The sequence below is a fragment of the Pseudomonas sp. NPDC087612 genome (assembly GCF_044743505.1).
Classification (GTDB): domain Bacteria; phylum Pseudomonadota; class Gammaproteobacteria; order Pseudomonadales; family Pseudomonadaceae; genus Aquipseudomonas.
In genome coordinates this window covers 35,099-48,737 of record NZ_JBIUWO010000017.1, presented here as the reverse complement: position 1 = coordinate 48,737, position 13,639 = coordinate 35,099, and the positions used below count along the sequence as shown (strand labels likewise).

Annotated in this window: 14 protein-coding genes; 3 read left to right on the top strand and 11 right to left on the bottom strand. The window is 62.4% G+C overall.

From position 1 onward, the window contains the following. Nucleotides 1-241: 241 nt before the first annotated feature. The 4 genes from ACIOVF_RS26905 to ACIOVF_RS26890 form a co-directional block, all read right to left on the bottom strand. Nucleotides 242-712: an inhibitor of vertebrate lysozyme family protein gene (locus ACIOVF_RS26905; protein ID WP_401293866.1), complete on the bottom strand. Its 471-nt coding sequence runs from the start codon at nucleotides 710-712 to the stop codon at nucleotides 242-244. Between the two features lie 2 nt (nucleotides 713-714). Continuing rightward, nucleotides 715-879 carry a DUF1328 domain-containing protein gene (locus ACIOVF_RS26900; RefSeq protein WP_010222609.1) on the bottom strand — a complete coding sequence of 55 codons (165 nt, stop codon included), beginning with the start codon at nucleotides 877-879 and terminating at the stop codon, nucleotides 715-717. 45 nt (nucleotides 880-924) lie between these two features. Continuing rightward, nucleotides 925-1,209 carry a hypothetical protein gene (locus tag ACIOVF_RS26895; RefSeq protein WP_093377582.1) on the bottom strand — a complete coding sequence of 95 codons (285 nt, stop codon included), beginning with the start codon at nucleotides 1,207-1,209 and terminating at the stop codon, nucleotides 925-927. 173 nt (nucleotides 1,210-1,382) lie between these two features. Next, the gene (locus ACIOVF_RS26890) at nucleotides 1,383-2,219 is read right to left on the bottom strand and encodes a BON domain-containing protein (RefSeq protein WP_401293862.1); all 837 of its coding nucleotides are present in this window, start codon (nucleotides 2,217-2,219) and stop codon (nucleotides 1,383-1,385) included. A gap of 207 nt (nucleotides 2,220-2,426) precedes the next feature. Here ACIOVF_RS26890 and algB point away from each other — a divergent pair, with 207 nt between their 5' ends. Then, nucleotides 2,427-3,773 carry a sigma-54-dependent response regulator transcription factor AlgB gene (gene algB / locus ACIOVF_RS26885; RefSeq protein WP_038997810.1) on the top strand — a complete coding sequence of 449 codons (1,347 nt, stop codon included), beginning with the start codon at nucleotides 2,427-2,429 and terminating at the stop codon, nucleotides 3,771-3,773. Next, on the top strand, nucleotides 3,770-5,557 hold the full coding sequence (locus ACIOVF_RS26880) for a KinB sensor domain-containing domain (protein ID WP_045200649.1): 1,788 nt from the start codon (nucleotides 3,770-3,772) through the stop codon (nucleotides 5,555-5,557). Before algB ends, ACIOVF_RS26880 begins: the two co-directional genes overlap by 4 nt. Nucleotides 5,558-5,569: 12 nt before the next feature. On the opposite strand, the gene ACIOVF_RS26875 is transcribed toward ACIOVF_RS26880, so the two are convergent. The 7 genes from ACIOVF_RS26875 to ACIOVF_RS26845 all read right to left on the bottom strand — a co-directional run bounded on the left by ACIOVF_RS26875 (nucleotide 5,570) and on the right by ACIOVF_RS26845 (nucleotide 12,747). Next, nucleotides 5,570-7,189 (bottom strand): EAL domain-containing protein, encoded by a 1,620-nt coding sequence (locus ACIOVF_RS26875; protein WP_045200651.1) that lies wholly within the window; start codon nucleotides 7,187-7,189, stop codon nucleotides 5,570-5,572. A gap of 76 nt (nucleotides 7,190-7,265) precedes the next feature. Next, the gene (locus tag ACIOVF_RS26870; RefSeq protein ID WP_401293857.1) at nucleotides 7,266-8,042 is read right to left on the bottom strand and encodes an N-acetylmuramoyl-L-alanine amidase; all 777 of its coding nucleotides are present in this window, start codon (nucleotides 8,040-8,042) and stop codon (nucleotides 7,266-7,268) included. 62 nt (nucleotides 8,043-8,104) lie between these two features. After that, a complete protein-coding gene (locus ACIOVF_RS26865; protein WP_401293855.1) occupies nucleotides 8,105-10,102 on the bottom strand; it encodes a diguanylate cyclase in 1,998 nt (665 codons plus the stop codon). A 27-nt stretch (nucleotides 10,103-10,129) separates the two neighbouring features. Continuing rightward, complete coding sequence (locus tag ACIOVF_RS26860) at nucleotides 10,130-10,984, bottom strand: endonuclease/exonuclease/phosphatase family protein (protein ID WP_045200657.1); 855 nt, start codon at nucleotides 10,982-10,984, stop codon at nucleotides 10,130-10,132. A 12-nt stretch (nucleotides 10,985-10,996) separates the two neighbouring features. Further along, a complete protein-coding gene (dsbA, locus tag ACIOVF_RS26855) occupies nucleotides 10,997-11,626 on the bottom strand; it encodes a thiol:disulfide interchange protein DsbA (protein ID WP_401293853.1) in 630 nt (209 codons plus the stop codon). 167 nt (nucleotides 11,627-11,793) lie between these two features. Further along, nucleotides 11,794-12,411 (bottom strand): c-type cytochrome, encoded by a 618-nt coding sequence (locus ACIOVF_RS26850; RefSeq protein ID WP_401293850.1) that lies wholly within the window; start codon nucleotides 12,409-12,411, stop codon nucleotides 11,794-11,796. Between the two features lie 33 nt (nucleotides 12,412-12,444). Beyond that, the gene (locus ACIOVF_RS26845; protein WP_401293848.1) at nucleotides 12,445-12,747 is read right to left on the bottom strand and encodes a c-type cytochrome; all 303 of its coding nucleotides are present in this window, start codon (nucleotides 12,745-12,747) and stop codon (nucleotides 12,445-12,447) included. 193 nt (nucleotides 12,748-12,940) lie between these two features. On the opposite strand from ACIOVF_RS26845, the gene yihA reads away from it, so the two are divergent. Beyond that, nucleotides 12,941-13,573 carry a ribosome biogenesis GTP-binding protein YihA/YsxC gene (gene yihA, locus ACIOVF_RS26840; protein ID WP_045200667.1) on the top strand — a complete coding sequence of 211 codons (633 nt, stop codon included), beginning with the start codon at nucleotides 12,941-12,943 and terminating at the stop codon, nucleotides 13,571-13,573. Nucleotides 13,574-13,639 lie beyond the last annotated feature (66 nt).

Sequence of the window (13,639 nt, the reverse complement as noted above, 5' to 3'; positions counted from 1 at the left end):
AAGTCCGGTCGGACACCTCTGCCTGAAGGCAGTTGTCCGACCCGCAACTTCCGCTACCGCTTCACCTGACCCGGCCCTCATCGGAGGTACTCCCTGTACCCCTAGGCCCCTCCGATCCTGAAACAATCAGAGCAGCCCGGCCCCCTGGTCATGCGCCTGCCTTCCTCGGGCGGCGCAGCATAGAAGCCTGAAATGAAAAAAGGTTCAGCTTCTATATATGTACAGAAGTGTGAGCAACACCTCAGTACCAGTTCGGATCACGCTTGAGCTGCTCCTTGAGCAGGGCCTGCATGCCTTCGTCCGGCTTGCCCAGCCAACGGTAGTCGGCGTGGCGTGTGGGCGACTTGTCGGACGGCAGGCCTTCGGGCACTTCTACCAGCATTCCGTAGGCTTCGTCCTTGTCCCAACTGAAGGCGACAATCAGACGCTTGTTCAGGCACTTCTGCTCGGATTCGCACAACGGTCCGACCAGATACTTGTCGCCATCTTCCTCAACCGCCGACATCTGTTGCTCGGAAGTACCACTCAGGTTGAGGACCCAGTCGGGCAAGCGTTCTTCGTTTTTGACCACGTCCTGCCAGGTTTCCCGGTATTCGGGGTCCGAGCCAAGAATCTGGTTGGCCCGGACCTGGCCGTCATTGGCCGCCATTGCCGCTGCGCTGCCGCCCATGATCAGGACGGCAACCAGGGCTCTGCCTAGCGTTGTGCTCATACTCAGCCCCTACCGCGGCGACCAAAGAAGAAGGACACCACGAACAGCACCAGGAAGATAATGAACAGAATCTTCGCGATACCGGTAGCGGCGCCGGCGATACCACCGAAGCCCAGCACGGCAGCGACAATGGCGATAATCAGGAAGGTGATGGCCCAACTCAACATGGTGATTCTCCTTACCGTTTTTGGAAGAGGTCCTTGGGTGCTCGGTTAAAACACCCAGCGATCACGTGGTGCAGCAGTGTCGACAACGGCAGGAGTGGTCACCGGCGTAGACAGTGCGACCCTGGCCTGCAGCGCAGCTACCGGGCGTTGTGCCTGAACCTGCGCCACCAGCGCGGCCTGGGCAGCCAGCTGCTCGGCACTGCGCGCGGTTTCCCAGCTGTTGTAGAGCTGGCCGGCAATCAGGGTCAGCAGCAGCGCCAGGCTGAAAAACAGACCCTGGCGCAGCTGAAGCGAAGAAACCTGCACTAGGGTGGCGGTTTGGCGGTTCATGCCGTGCTCCTCCTGCTGCTTTTATTGTTGACTTGATGTAGTCATTGCAGCCTGCATGCCAGCCTTTGGAACTATTTTTTATCCTTATAAATCAACAACTTAAGTACACACATCGGTTCAGCCTAAAACGTATCCTGCACGATCGGGCTCAAGCGTTCGTGCGTTTTGCATGATCAGCCCTGCACCTTGGTTGCTACCTTGAGCATGTCGGCATCCACCCCGCGCACGCCGCGAATCTGCCGGGCGACCTCGATGGCGATGGTCTTCTGTTCGCTGCTGACCACCTCGCCGGACAACCGCACCACGCCATCCTGGGTCGCCACTTTGATGTTCGGGCCATCGAGGTTGCGGCTGTACATGAAGCTGGTCTGCACCTTGGCATTGATCCAGGCGTCGCTGAGCTGCGGTTCGGTCACCTGTTGCTGGCGCTCTTCACGCTGCCTGGCCAGATCGGCCGCACTCAGGCTGATGAGGTTGTTGACCAGGTAAACGCCCTCGGTGGAGCCGGCCAGTACCCCCGCCAGCTCTTTGGCTTCGGCGCTACTGACCTGGCCGCGCAGGGTCACCACGCCCTCACGGCTGTCGACTTCTATAGGTGCTGCCTGGGTGTGGGTGCTCCACAGCAGACGCGCGCGAATGATCGAGGCGAGGGTCGCGTCTTCCAGGCGCTGGGCATAGGCGCGCCGCTCCAAAGGTTGCTCGACCAATTCGGCATTGACTTTGAGGTCGTTCTGCACCGCTTCGATGCCGCGGGTGGCCAGAGCAACGGCTTCGGCCAGCTGGCGCTCGACCTGGTTTTCGACCTCGCCGCGCAAATGCGCCGTACTGCCCTCGACCCTGACCTCGATCTTGTATGGGTTGAGCAAGCGGTTGAGCGCCAGGGCGGTTTGCAAGGCGCCTTCCTGGCGCGCCTGCTGCACGCTGGAAGCCGGTGATTCGGCGGCGCTGCTGGCCATCGGCAGCAGCAGGAACAGGGCAGTGGCGACTGCCAACGGATAGGGCGCGAACATGAGAAAACCTCCGAGGGCTCAGAGTCTTTTGTCTTCGCAGTACTCGTGCCAGTTCCTTTCGGATAAACAACCGCTGATTTTTCAGTGAGTTAGATAAGTATTGGGCGAACGGCTACCATGCAGGCAACGGAATGAATCAGAATGAACCATGCAACTTGCCCGATTTTTCCGACACTAACCTAGATCATTCTCAAAGGAGCGTAGGAAATGGAGTCAGCCCAGGAACATCAAGGCCGTATTCTGCTGGTCGACGATGAGTCCGCCATCCTGCGAACCTTTCGTTACTGTCTTGAAGATGAAGGCTACAGCGTTGCCACCGCCAACAGCGCGGCGCAGGCCGAAACCCTGCTGCAACGGCAAGTCTTCGACTTGTGTTTCCTCGACCTGCGCCTGGGCGAAGACAACGGCCTGGATGTTTTGGCGCAGATGCGTATCCAGGCGCCATGGATGCGCGTGGTGATCGTCACCGCGCATTCGGCGGTCGACACGGCGGTGGATGCGATCCAGGCCGGCGCCGCCGATTACCTGGTCAAGCCCTGCAGCCCGGACCAGTTGCGCCTGGCCACGGCCAAGCAACTGGAAGTCCGTCAGCTGTCGGCGCGCCTCGAAGCGCTGGAAGGCGAAGTGCGTAAGCCCAAGGACGGCCTCGACTCACACAGCCCGGCCATGATGGTGGTGCTGGAAACCGCTCGCCAGGTTGCCACCACCGACGCCAACATCCTCATTCTCGGTGAGTCCGGTACCGGTAAGGGCGAACTGGCCCGCGCCATTCACGGCTGGAGCAAACGCGCGCGTAAGGCCTGCGTGACCATCAACTGCCCGTCGCTGACTGCCGAGCTGATGGAAAGCGAGCTGTTCGGCCACAGCCGCGGGGCCTTTACCGGCGCCAGCGAAAGCACCCTGGGGCGGGTCAACCAGGCTGACGGCGGGACCTTGTTCCTCGATGAAATCGGCGATTTCCCGCTGACCCTGCAGCCCAAGCTGCTGCGTTTTATCCAGGACAAGGAATACGAGCGCGTCGGCGACCCGGTGACCCGCCGCGCCGATGTGCGAATTCTCGCCGCGACCAACCTCAACCTCGAGGACATGGTCCGCGAAGGGCGCTTTCGCGAAGACCTGCTGTACCGCCTGAACGTCATCACCCTGCACCTGCCGCCCCTGCGCGAGCGCAGTGAAGATATCCTCACCCTGGCCGATCGCTTCCTTGCCCGCTTCGTCAAGGAATACTCGCGCCCGGCCCGCGCCTTCAGCGACGAGGCCCGCGCCGCGCTGCTCAACTACCGCTGGCCGGGCAACATCCGCGAACTGCGCAACGTGGTCGAGCGGGCGAGCATCATCTGTGCCCAGGAGCGCGTCGAGATCAGCCACCTGGGCATGGCCGAACAACCGGCCAGCAACGCTCCGCGCATTGGCGCGGCGCTGAGCCTGGATGAACTGGAACGCGCCCATATCGGTGCGGTGCTGGCCACCAGCGAAACCCTCGACCAGGCCGCCAAGACCCTCGGAATCGACGCCTCGACCCTGTACCGCAAGCGCAAGCAGTACAACTTATGAAACTGGCGATGAAGCTGCGCACGCGGCTTTTCCTCAGCATTTCGGCGCTGATCACCGTCGCCCTGTTCGGCTTGCTGCTGGGCCTGGTCAGCGTGCTGCAGATGGCCAGCGCGCAACAGGCGCTGGTGCGGGAAAACTCGATAACCCTCGACCTGGGCCTGAAGCTGCGGCAGAACCTGGGCGAGCAGTTGACCCTGCTGCTGGATGACGCCCCGGACAAGCCGGCCCTCGAAACCTTGCAACGCCAGTTCCAGCAACTACTGGACGAAGGCATCAACCATGACGACGAAAGCCCGGGCGACCAGGGTTTTGCCAAGGCCAACCTCGACTACCAGGCCTTTTTGCAGGCTTACCGCAACAGTGCTGCCACCTCGAAAAGCCTGGGCGCCGACCAGCCCCTGGGCCATGCCTTCAACCTGTTGCGCAGCGACCTGGTCGAATCGCACAAGCGCGCTTTGCAGCACATTAATGAAAGCGAGCAGAAAGCCCATGACCGCGCCCTGCTGATTGGCGGTTTGCTCGGCCTGGTGGGCCTGACAGTATTGATTCTCGGTTTTGTCACCGCCCATGGTATCGCCCGCCGGGTCGGCCAGCCGATCGAAGCATTGGCCAAGGCGGCCGACCAGATCGGCCAAGGTAACTTCGAGGTCACCCTGCCGGTGTCCCACGCCCTGGAGCTGAACCAGCTGACCCGCCGCTTTGGCCTGATGGCCGAGGCTTTGCGCAAGCATCAGGCAACCAACATCGACGAAGTGCTGGCCGGCCAGCAGCGCTTGCAGGCGGTGCTCGACAGTATCGACGACGGCCTGCTGATCATCGATCGCCAGGGTCATCTGGAGCATCTCAACCCGGTCGCCCAGCGCCAACTGGGCTGGGAAGATGCGCGTCTGGGCACAGGCCTTGGCGATGCCCTGCAACGCCCGGAGCTGGACGAGCAACTGCGCCTGGTACTGCGCGGCGGCACCCTCGACCGCGTGCCTGACGACCTCAGCCTGGAAATAGATGAAGAAACCCGGCTGCTTTCCTACAGCCTGACGCCGGTATGCCACCCACAAGGGCAAATCCTCGGCGCGGTGATGGTGCTGCACGATGTCACCGAGCAACGTGCCTTCGAACGGGTACGCAGCGAGTTCGTCCTGCGCGCGTCTCATGAACTGCGCACGCCAGTGACCGGCATGCACATGGCCTTCGGCCTGCTGCGCGAACGTCTGAAGTTTGCCCCCGGCTCGCGGGAAGCCGATCTGTCCGACACCATCGGCGAAGAGATGCAGCGCCTGAACCAGCTAATCAACGACCTGCTGAACTTCTCTCGTTACCAGAGCGGCCTGCAAAAACTCGACCTGACCCCCTGCGCCATCGACGAACTGCTCGGCCGGGCCTGCGAACGCTTTGCCGCCGCGGCCAACGACAAACAGATCGAGCTGCAGGTCGAGCTGACTGCGCCGCTACCGCGTATCCAGGCCGATCCGGCGCAATTGGACCGGGTCATGGACAACCTGCTCGACAACGCCGTGCGCCATACGCCAACCGCCGGGCGCATCCGCTTGCATGCACGCCGCCACGCCGAGCGGGTGATTATCAGCATCGAAGACAACGGCGAGGGCATTGCCTACGGCCAGCAGGGCAGAATCTTCGAACCTTTCGTCCAGGTCGGACGCAAAAAGGGCGGTGCCGGCCTGGGCCTGGCGCTGTGCAAGGAGATTGTCCAGTTGCACGGCGGGCGCATGGGTGTGTACTCGCGGCCCGGGCAAGGCACTCAGTTCTATATGGCCTTGCCAGTCTGAATCGCCTGCGGCTCAGGCTTCGTCGTCGATGCGCCGGGGCCCGAGCCGCCGGCCGCGGGTGATCAGCTCGATGAACTGGCGTGCATTGAGCGGATGGGCGAACAACCAGCCCTGGCCATAATTGACCCCTTCGCTATTGAGCAGCAGGGCCTGGTCTTCGTACTCGATGCCTTCGGCAATCACCCTTAGCTGCAGGGCATGGGCCATGCGGATGATGTGCGGGGCCACGCCGCTGCTGGCTGCGTCATGGCCCAGAGCATCGATAAAGGCCTTGTCGATCTTCAGGCAGTCGACCGGCAAGGTTTGCAGGTAGGCCAGGCTGCAGTAGCCAGTACCAAAGTCATCGATCAACACCTGGTGCCCGACCGCGCGCAAGGCTTGCAGGTTGTCCCGGGCCACCACCACATCGATCAACCCACGCTCGGTAACTTCGAAGGCAATCTGGCTGGCCGCCACGTGGTGCATGGCCAGCAGGCGTGCCGCCACCCGGCCGATTCTCGGCACCATCACATCGCAAGCGGCAAGGTTGACCGAGATGTACAGCTGGCGGTTGGCGCGCAGCAACTGGCCGAGTTGCTCGAGCACCCGCTGCAGGACGAAATCGGTGATCTGGCGGATCTGCCCGGTGTTCTCCGCCAACGGGATGAACAGGTCCGGGCTGGTTAGCGTGCCATCCGAGCGACGCCAGCGCACCAGTGCTTCGGCTCCGACACAGCGGCGGCTGTTGAGCTCGAAAATAGGCTGGTAAAGCACCTGCAATTCGCCCCGGCGCAGCGCGCCCTGCAGCTCCGAACTCATCGAGCGACGTTGGCGAATCAGCTGTAACACCAGCCAGCCAATGCACCAGGCCAGTACCAGGCTACCGGGGAACAACAGCCAGAGAATGCCGTTCATCTTCAGCGGCATACTGGCCCTGGGCGCGATCAGCACCAGTTGATAGTCCGGTGACTTGGTCGGCATGCGGTAGATCAGCCGATCCGGGAGCTCCAGCAGCGAACCACTTGAAGCCGGCGGCCAATCGGCGGACGGCGGCCAGACCTGCGGCGGGCCCAGCACCGGTACCGCCCGTGTGCCGTTGTCGAGCACCACCAGCAGGCTGCCTTCGGGCGGCAGGTCAACCACGTCGGTGATGTGCCCGCGTGAGGTGGCGACCAGGAACTTGCCCCGGCCCAGCATCAGCGCCGCCAGGTTGTCATCCGGCTCGGTGGTAGTGTTAAGCCAGTAGCTATAGGTCGGGCCCTGGATATCCGCAGGCCGCAGCGGGTTGATGGTGCGCTCGCCAACCCGGTTGGAACAGGCAACATTACCATCGACGTAAGCGGCTTCGTAGACGAAGCGATAATTGAAGGCGACCTGCTGCAAAGCCGTCAGCATGCTGGCATCGCACCCGCGCACGGGTTGCGACTGCAATTGATCGACGCCTTCGCGCAGCTGACCGAAGATCTGCTCCAGGCGCACCAGAAAGCGCTCGCCCTTGGCGTTCATCTGCTCGATTTCGCTTTGCTGCATCTGGTGCATGGCCACACCGACGCTGGCCATGAGCAGCAGGATCGCGCTGGCCGTAGCCGCGAGTGTGGCCAGTAACCAGGGACGATAGAGCAAATGGCGCAACACCGAGAGGGCAGCTGACATCAATAATTATCCAGTTGAATACCAAGAGGTATAGCAACTGCCAGTCAAGTCAGCCTGCCCGCTGGGCGGTGGGGGCTCAACGACGGCTGTTGAGCACCTGCAACATGGCCGCCGTCTGGGCATCGGGCACGCCATCGAAACGCTGCGGGCGAAAGCGCATCTGGAAGGCTGCCAGCACGTGCTTGGTGCTGACATCATTCTCGCCGGTTTGCTCGATGGCGTAGCCGAAGCGCTTCAACTGCTGCTGATACCAGCTGATGCTCGGTGGATTGACGCTGAAGTACGCCTGCTGCTGGGCCACGGCCTGGGCATTCGGCCAGACCCCAAGGCCTGCGTCCGCCAGACGCTTCCAGGGGAACATCGGCCCCGGGTCGAGCTTGCGCAGCGGGGCGATGTCGCTGTGGCCGATGATGTAGCGCGGCTTGATGTTGTTGCGCTTGACGATGTCCTTGAGCAGGACGATCAGCGCCTCGACCTGCGCCTCGGTGTAGGGGTGCCAGACCCGCCCGGTCGGCGTGTCGGTATAGCCGGGGTTGACGATCTCGATGCCGATAGAGGTGGAGTTGAGCCAGGTGCGGCCATCCCACTGGCTGTCACCGGCGTGCCAGGCACGACGGCTCTCGTCCACCAGCTGGTAGACGGTCGCCGGCGAGTCGCCGATCAGGTAGTGGCTGCTGACTTCGCCGTGGGTGAGCAAGTTCAGCGAACGCTCCAGCGAAGCATTGGTGTAATGCAGGACGACGAACTGGATACGTTCGTCCTGGTTGACCGAAGTATGGCTGCGGTCGATCCGCAAACCGCTGGTGCAACCTGCCAGCGTCAGCAGCAGGAGGGCGGTGAAAAACGCTTTCATGAAGAGGGCACTGTGATGAGAGTCTGCAAAGCGTAAGCTTAACGTATCCTCGCCCTTGCCACTCAGCCCTGTTCGACGCGATTTCGACCAAGATGTTTCGCCCGGTACAGCGCTTCGTCTGCCCGCTTGAGCACCACCTCGCTGCGCTCACCGCTGCGAAACGCGCTGATGCCGATCGACAGGGTAATGGTCACCCGCTCGCCCTTGAAGTGGAACGGGCAGGCTTCGATGGCTGCCCGCAGAGCTTCCGCCAGCTGACAGCCAGCTGGCAGCGAGGTTTGCGGGATCAGCAGGACAAACTCCTCACCACCAAAGCGGGCGATGAAATCCTGACCGCGCAGGCGCTTGCGCAGCACGCTGGCGACTATTTTCAAAACCTTGTCACCGGCCAGGTGGCCATAGCTGTCGTTGATACGCTTGAAATGGTCGAGGTCGAGGATCGCCATCAACAGATGGCCGCCGCTTTCCTGCCATTGCAGTACTTCCTGATCAACCCGCTCCGACCAGGCGGCGCGGTTGGGCAGCCCGGTGAGCGGATCAATCAGGGCTTTCTGGCGCTGCTCTTCAAGGTGCTCGCGGTAGCCCAGGGCTTCCTGCTCCATGCTCGCCACCCGCTCGGCCAGGCCTTGCAGACGGCTGGCCATGTCCTGCTCGCGCTGGTCACGCTGCTGCTGGTGCTCGTCCATGGTGCCGAGCAAACCTTCGAGGCGGTTTTCCAGGATGTGCTTGAGGCTGCCCAGGTCGGCCGCGCCCTGCACACTGCTTTGCAGGCCATCGACCTGTTCGCGCAGCTGGCTGTCGAGGTCGCGGGCGGCCGAGGTGTTGTCGGCATGGCCTGCGCTGGCTTCGTGCAGGTGGCTCTGGAATGACTCCAGGCGTTCGTTGAGTTGCTGCAGGTAGGCTTCGAACTCGTGCTGGCCGCTGTCGTTGATTGCCAGCATCAGCACCGCCAGGTCATCCAGCACCGGCAGCAGCTCGTACCAGTTCAGGCCGTGCTCCAGGCGCTCGCGCATCGACTGCGCCTGGGCCTTGTGGCGTTCGGGCAGGGTCAGGTCGTCGAGCAGGCCGAGCAGGGTGTCTTCGATATGCGCCGCGACCGAGCTATAGGTGGGCTCGGTGCCGTCGGGCAGGGCGAACTGGGCCTCTTCGTCATCTACCGGCTCTGCTTCTGCCAGGTCAGCCTGCGGCTCGTCCGGGCTGTGCTCGAGCAAGGCCAGTACATCCTGCTCGGAGTCCAGTGTGACCGGCTCGGCTAGCGCTGGCAGTTCAGCTTCAGCTGCTGGCTCGATTGGCAGCTCGGCAACCGGCTCAGGCTCGGATGTACCTTCAAACTGCGGCTGCGCGCTGGCTTGGGGCTCCACGGCTGCAGACTCATACGCCTCGGCAACGACCTCTGCAGCAACCGGCAAGGGCTGCAGCTCATCAACATCGACAGCGGCGGGTTCGGGCGCCACGGCCACGGGCTGTTCTCTGACCTCAGTTGCCGCCGGTACCGCAACGGCGAGAGCCGGTTGCAGGGCTTCTTCCGGCTCGCCGTCGCGATTACCGAACAGGCGCTGCAACAAACCCGGGCGTTGCGCTTCTTCAGGCCGCTCCAGCGCCGACAGCGCCTGGCCCTGCAAGCCGCTCAACTCTCCCAGCAGCAGGGGCATCTCGCGCGACTGGCTGGCGCGGGCCTCGACCTGCTTGGCGAACTTTTTCAGCGGCCGGCTGACGTCGCTGGGCAAGGGCAGGGTCTGCAGTTGGCTGACCAGTGAGGTGAGGGCGGTGGTGACCTGGGCGATCCGGGTTTCCCGGCGCTGCTCGGAATCGAGCACGGCCTTTTCCAGGCGCGGAATCAAACCGGCGAGGGCGGCGTCCATGTTGTCGGTGCGGATCACCTCGCGCATTTCCTTCATGCACTGGTCAACCGCGCGGTCGCTGCCTTCGGCGGCCAGCGTGCTGCGCACAAGGCCACGGCGCAACAGGTCGAGACGAGCCTCCCAACGGCGCTCCAGCTTCTCTTGCTGTTCGATACTCTTGAGGTATTTTTCTTTCCAGCGCTGGGCTTCGTCGGTCATGCCTGGGTCCGCAGAGGGTAATGGCAATTAGCTCAAAGCGGGCAGCGTATCCACAGCAAGGGCATCAGGCAAACGAATCTCAACCGCGACCGGTAGATGATCGGAAATAGGCTGGGCCAGAACCTCGACCCGCTCCAGGGTCAGGCTCGGGCTGAGCAGAATATGATCAAGGCAGCGTTGCGGCCGCCAACTGGGGAAGGTGGCTTGAACCTGGGGCGCGATCAGGCCCAGGTCGCGCAGCGGCGAGTGCTCTAGCAGGTCGGTGGCATGGGTGTTCATGTCGCCCATCAAAACCTGATGGCGGTAGCCGCCGATCAGTTCGCGAATGTAGGCAAGCTGCCGGGCGCGGGTCTTGGACCCCAGGGCCAGGTGCATCATTACCACCACCAGGGCGTCTTCACCCTCGCCGAAACGCACCAGGATCGCCCCGCGGCCAGCCGGGCCGGGTAGCGGGTGGTCTTCAAGCAGTTGCGGCTTCAGGCGGCTGAGCACACCGTTGCTGTGCTGGGCCAGGCGCCCGAGGTTGCGGTTGAGCTGCTGGTACCAGTAGGGGAAGGCGCCAAGCTGGGCCAGGTGCTCAACCTGATTGACGTAGCCTGAGCGCAGGCTGCCGCCATCGGCCTCTTGCAGGGCAACCAGGTCGAAGTCGGCGAGCAGGTCGCCGATCTTTTGCAGGTTGCCGGCCCGCCCGGTGTGCGGCAGCAGGTGCTGCCAGCCACGGGTCAGGTAATGGCGGTAACGCTCGGTGCTGATGCCGACCTGGATGTTGAAACTGAGCAGCCGCAGCCGGCCGTCCTCTGGCAGGCCGTTAGCCTGCAGGTGATGTTCATTGACCTGCGGATCACACAGGCCAACGCCTCGCTCGGTTCTCCAGCGGCGCATGGCTGGCGCCGCTTACTTAGCGGCGCGCTCCTTCTTGATCAGGTAGTCAGCGACATTCAGCACGCCCTGCGGACCTTTGGCGGTGCCCAGGTCAAAGCGGTACTTGCCGTTGACGACCATGCTCGGAACGCCGGTGATGCCGTACTTCTTCGCCAGCTCTTTGGCCTGCTTCACCTGGCCCTTGATGGCAAAAGAGTTGAAGGTGGCGAGGAACTTGGCGCGATCAACGCCTTGGGTTTCGAGGAAGTCAGCCATCTCTTCCGGCTTGGTCAGGCGCTTGCGCTGAACCTGGATCGCCTCGAACACGGCAGCATGAACCTTGTGTTCGACACCCATGGCTTCGAGAGTCAGGAACATCTGCCCGTGAGCATCCCAAGGGCCGCCGAACATGGCCGGGATACGCTTGAAGTTGACGTCTTTCGGCAGCTTCTCGACCCACGGGTTGACCACTGGCTCGAAGCTGTAGCAGTGCGGGCAGCCATACCAGAACAGCTCGACCACCTCGATTTTGCCAGGGACCGACACCGGAACCGGGTTGCTCAGCTCGGTATACTGGTCAAAGGCTACCGGTTCGGCGGCCTGGGCAGTCATGCCGAAGAGGCTGGCGGTGACCAGCGCGGCGCCGAGAATCAGATTACGCATGCTTTACTCCTGAGCAGTCTATTGAGTCGCCTTGGCGCGACCGGTCGTAGGACAGGCCGAGGCTGGCCCGAGTTCGTTAGTGTAACGGCAGCGGGCACAAAAAAGGGCGGCCGAAGCCACCCTTTTCATCTTTGCGCCGCAGTATTAACCCAGCGTTAAAGCGCGGATCAGTGCAGACCCTGGATGTAGCTGGACAGTGCTTCGATGTCCTTGTTGCTCAGTTTGGCGGCGATGGTGCGCATGGTCGTGGCATCGCCATCGTTGGTGCGGTTGCCTTCGCGGAAGTCGGTCAGCTGCTTGGCTACATAGCTGGCGTGCTGGCCACCCAGGTGCGGGAAACCGGCCAGGGCGATGCCTGCGCCATTAGGCGAATGGCAGCCGGTGCAGGCCGGCAGGCCTTTTTCGACGTCGCCGCCATTGAACAGCGCGCGACCGCGCTCGACCAGCTTCGGATCAGCCGCGCCAACGCTGCCTTTCTGACTGGAGAAGTAGGCGGCGATGTCGGCCAGGTCCTGGTCGCTGAAGGCGGCCAGCATGCCGGTCATTTCCAGCACGGTGCGCTTGCCCGACTTGATGTCGTGCAATTGTTTTTCCAGGTACTTCTCACCCTGGCCTGCAAGTTTCGGGAAGTTCGGCGCCAGGCTATTGCCGTCCGGATTGTGACAAGCGCCACATACAGCAGTTTTGGCCTGACCAGCAGCGGCATCCCCTTTGATAGGCTCTGCGGCATTGGCTGCACCGGTGATGCCCAAGGTCAACAGCAGACTCACGAGTAGTTTGTTCATCAGCTAATCCAACTACGGCTAAGGGTGAAAGAGTTATGTATCGGGACTCCGGCTCATCCACTGGATGATCGCCTGGTAGTCCTCGGCACTGCAGTCCATGCACAATCCACGCATTGGCATAGCCTTGAAACCCTGGGTGACATGCACCACCAGTATCTCCATACCCTTCGCCAGTCTTGGCTCCCAAGCCGCACGATCACCCGCTTTCGGTGCCTGTGGCAGCTGCCCGGCGTGACAAGCCGCACACGTGCGGTTGTACAACGCCTCGGGATCCTGTGTAGCCTGAGCGCTGAATAACGGTATCAAGACACCGACAACAAGCATCCATTTCGTCATGCGAACGACCTTTCAGGGTTGGGGGCTGCACTGCGTTCTAATGCGCAAGCTTGAATCCGATGCCCCCGTGCACATCCTCCTACGCTGGGATAATGCGCACACAAAATCTGGGGCATTATATACTCCCGTTACTGAAACGGAAACGACACCGCTTGCCGAGCCCGCCTCTGGCAACGCCCACACCGGATATCCCATGCAAGTCAAAAACCCCATCCTCGGCCTCTGCCAACAGGCCAAATTCGCCATCAGTGCTGCCAAGGTCGACCAGTGTCCGCCCGACCAGGGCTATGAAGTGGCTTTCGCCGGCCGCTCCAACGCTGGCAAGTCCAGTGCCCTGAACACCCTGACCCACGCCAGCCTGGCGCGCACCTCGAAAACCCCGGGGCGCACCCAGCTGTTGAACTTCTTCAGTCTGGACGATGAACGGCGTTTGGTCGACTTGCCGGGCTACGGTTATGCCAAGGTGCCGATCCCGCTCAAGCAGCACTGGCAGCGCCACCTGGAGGCCTACCTGGGCAGCCGCGAGGCCTTGAAGGGCTTGATCTTGATGATGGACGTGCGCCATCCGATGACCGACTTCGACATGATGATGCTCGACTGGTCGCGCGCTTCGGGCATGCCGATGCACATCCTGCTGACCAAGGCCGACAAACTGACCTTCGGCGCGGCCAAGAACACCCTGCTCAAGGTGCAGGCGGAAATTCGCAAAGGCTGGGGCGACAGCGTCTCGATCCAGCTGTTCTCGGCGCCCAAGCGCCAGGGCCTGGAAGAGGCTTACGGCGTTTTGGCACGCTGGATGGAACTGGCGGACAAGCCCGCAGAATAAGGGCTGCCCGGCAAACGCCGGGCAAAAAAAACCCCGGACTTCGTATGGGGAGGGGGAAGTTCGGGG

Bases quoted from the DNA above. Each gene is read 5' to 3' on its own strand.
- ACIOVF_RS26870 (WP_401293857.1), bottom strand. From the start codon at position 8,042: ATGAAAGCGTTTTTCACCGCCCTCCTGCTGCTGACGCTGGCAGGTTGC.
- yihA (WP_045200667.1), top strand. From the start codon at position 12,941: ATGCAAGTCAAAAACCCCATCCTCGGCCTCTGCCAACAGGCCAAATTC.
- ACIOVF_RS26845 (WP_401293848.1), bottom strand. From the start codon at position 12,747: ATGACGAAATGGATGCTTGTTGTCGGTGTCTTGATACCGTTATTCAGC.
- ACIOVF_RS26905 (WP_401293866.1), bottom strand. From the start codon at position 712: ATGAGCACAACGCTAGGCAGAGCCCTGGTTGCCGTCCTGATCATGGGC.
- ACIOVF_RS26850 (WP_401293850.1), bottom strand. From the start codon at position 12,411: ATGAACAAACTACTCGTGAGTCTGCTGTTGACCTTGGGCATCACCGGT.
- ACIOVF_RS26875 (WP_045200651.1), bottom strand. From the start codon at position 7,189: ATGTCAGCTGCCCTCTCGGTGTTGCGCCATTTGCTCTATCGTCCCTGG.
- ACIOVF_RS26865 (WP_401293855.1), bottom strand. From the start codon at position 10,102: ATGACCGACGAAGCCCAGCGCTGGAAAGAAAAATACCTCAAGAGTATC.
- algB (WP_038997810.1), top strand. From the start codon at position 2,427: ATGGAGTCAGCCCAGGAACATCAAGGCCGTATTCTGCTGGTCGACGAT.
- dsbA (WP_401293853.1), bottom strand. From the start codon at position 11,626: ATGCGTAATCTGATTCTCGGCGCCGCGCTGGTCACCGCCAGCCTCTTC.
- ACIOVF_RS26895 (WP_093377582.1), bottom strand. From the start codon at position 1,209: ATGAACCGCCAAACCGCCACCCTAGTGCAGGTTTCTTCGCTTCAGCTG.
- ACIOVF_RS26890 (WP_401293862.1), bottom strand. From the start codon at position 2,219: ATGTTCGCGCCCTATCCGTTGGCAGTCGCCACTGCCCTGTTCCTGCTG.
- ACIOVF_RS26900 (WP_010222609.1), bottom strand. From the start codon at position 879: ATGTTGAGTTGGGCCATCACCTTCCTGATTATCGCCATTGTCGCTGCC.
- ACIOVF_RS26880 (WP_045200649.1), top strand. From the start codon at position 3,770: ATGAAACTGGCGATGAAGCTGCGCACGCGGCTTTTCCTCAGCATTTCG.
- ACIOVF_RS26860 (WP_045200657.1), bottom strand. From the start codon at position 10,984: ATGCGCCGCTGGAGAACCGAGCGAGGCGTTGGCCTGTGTGATCCGCAG.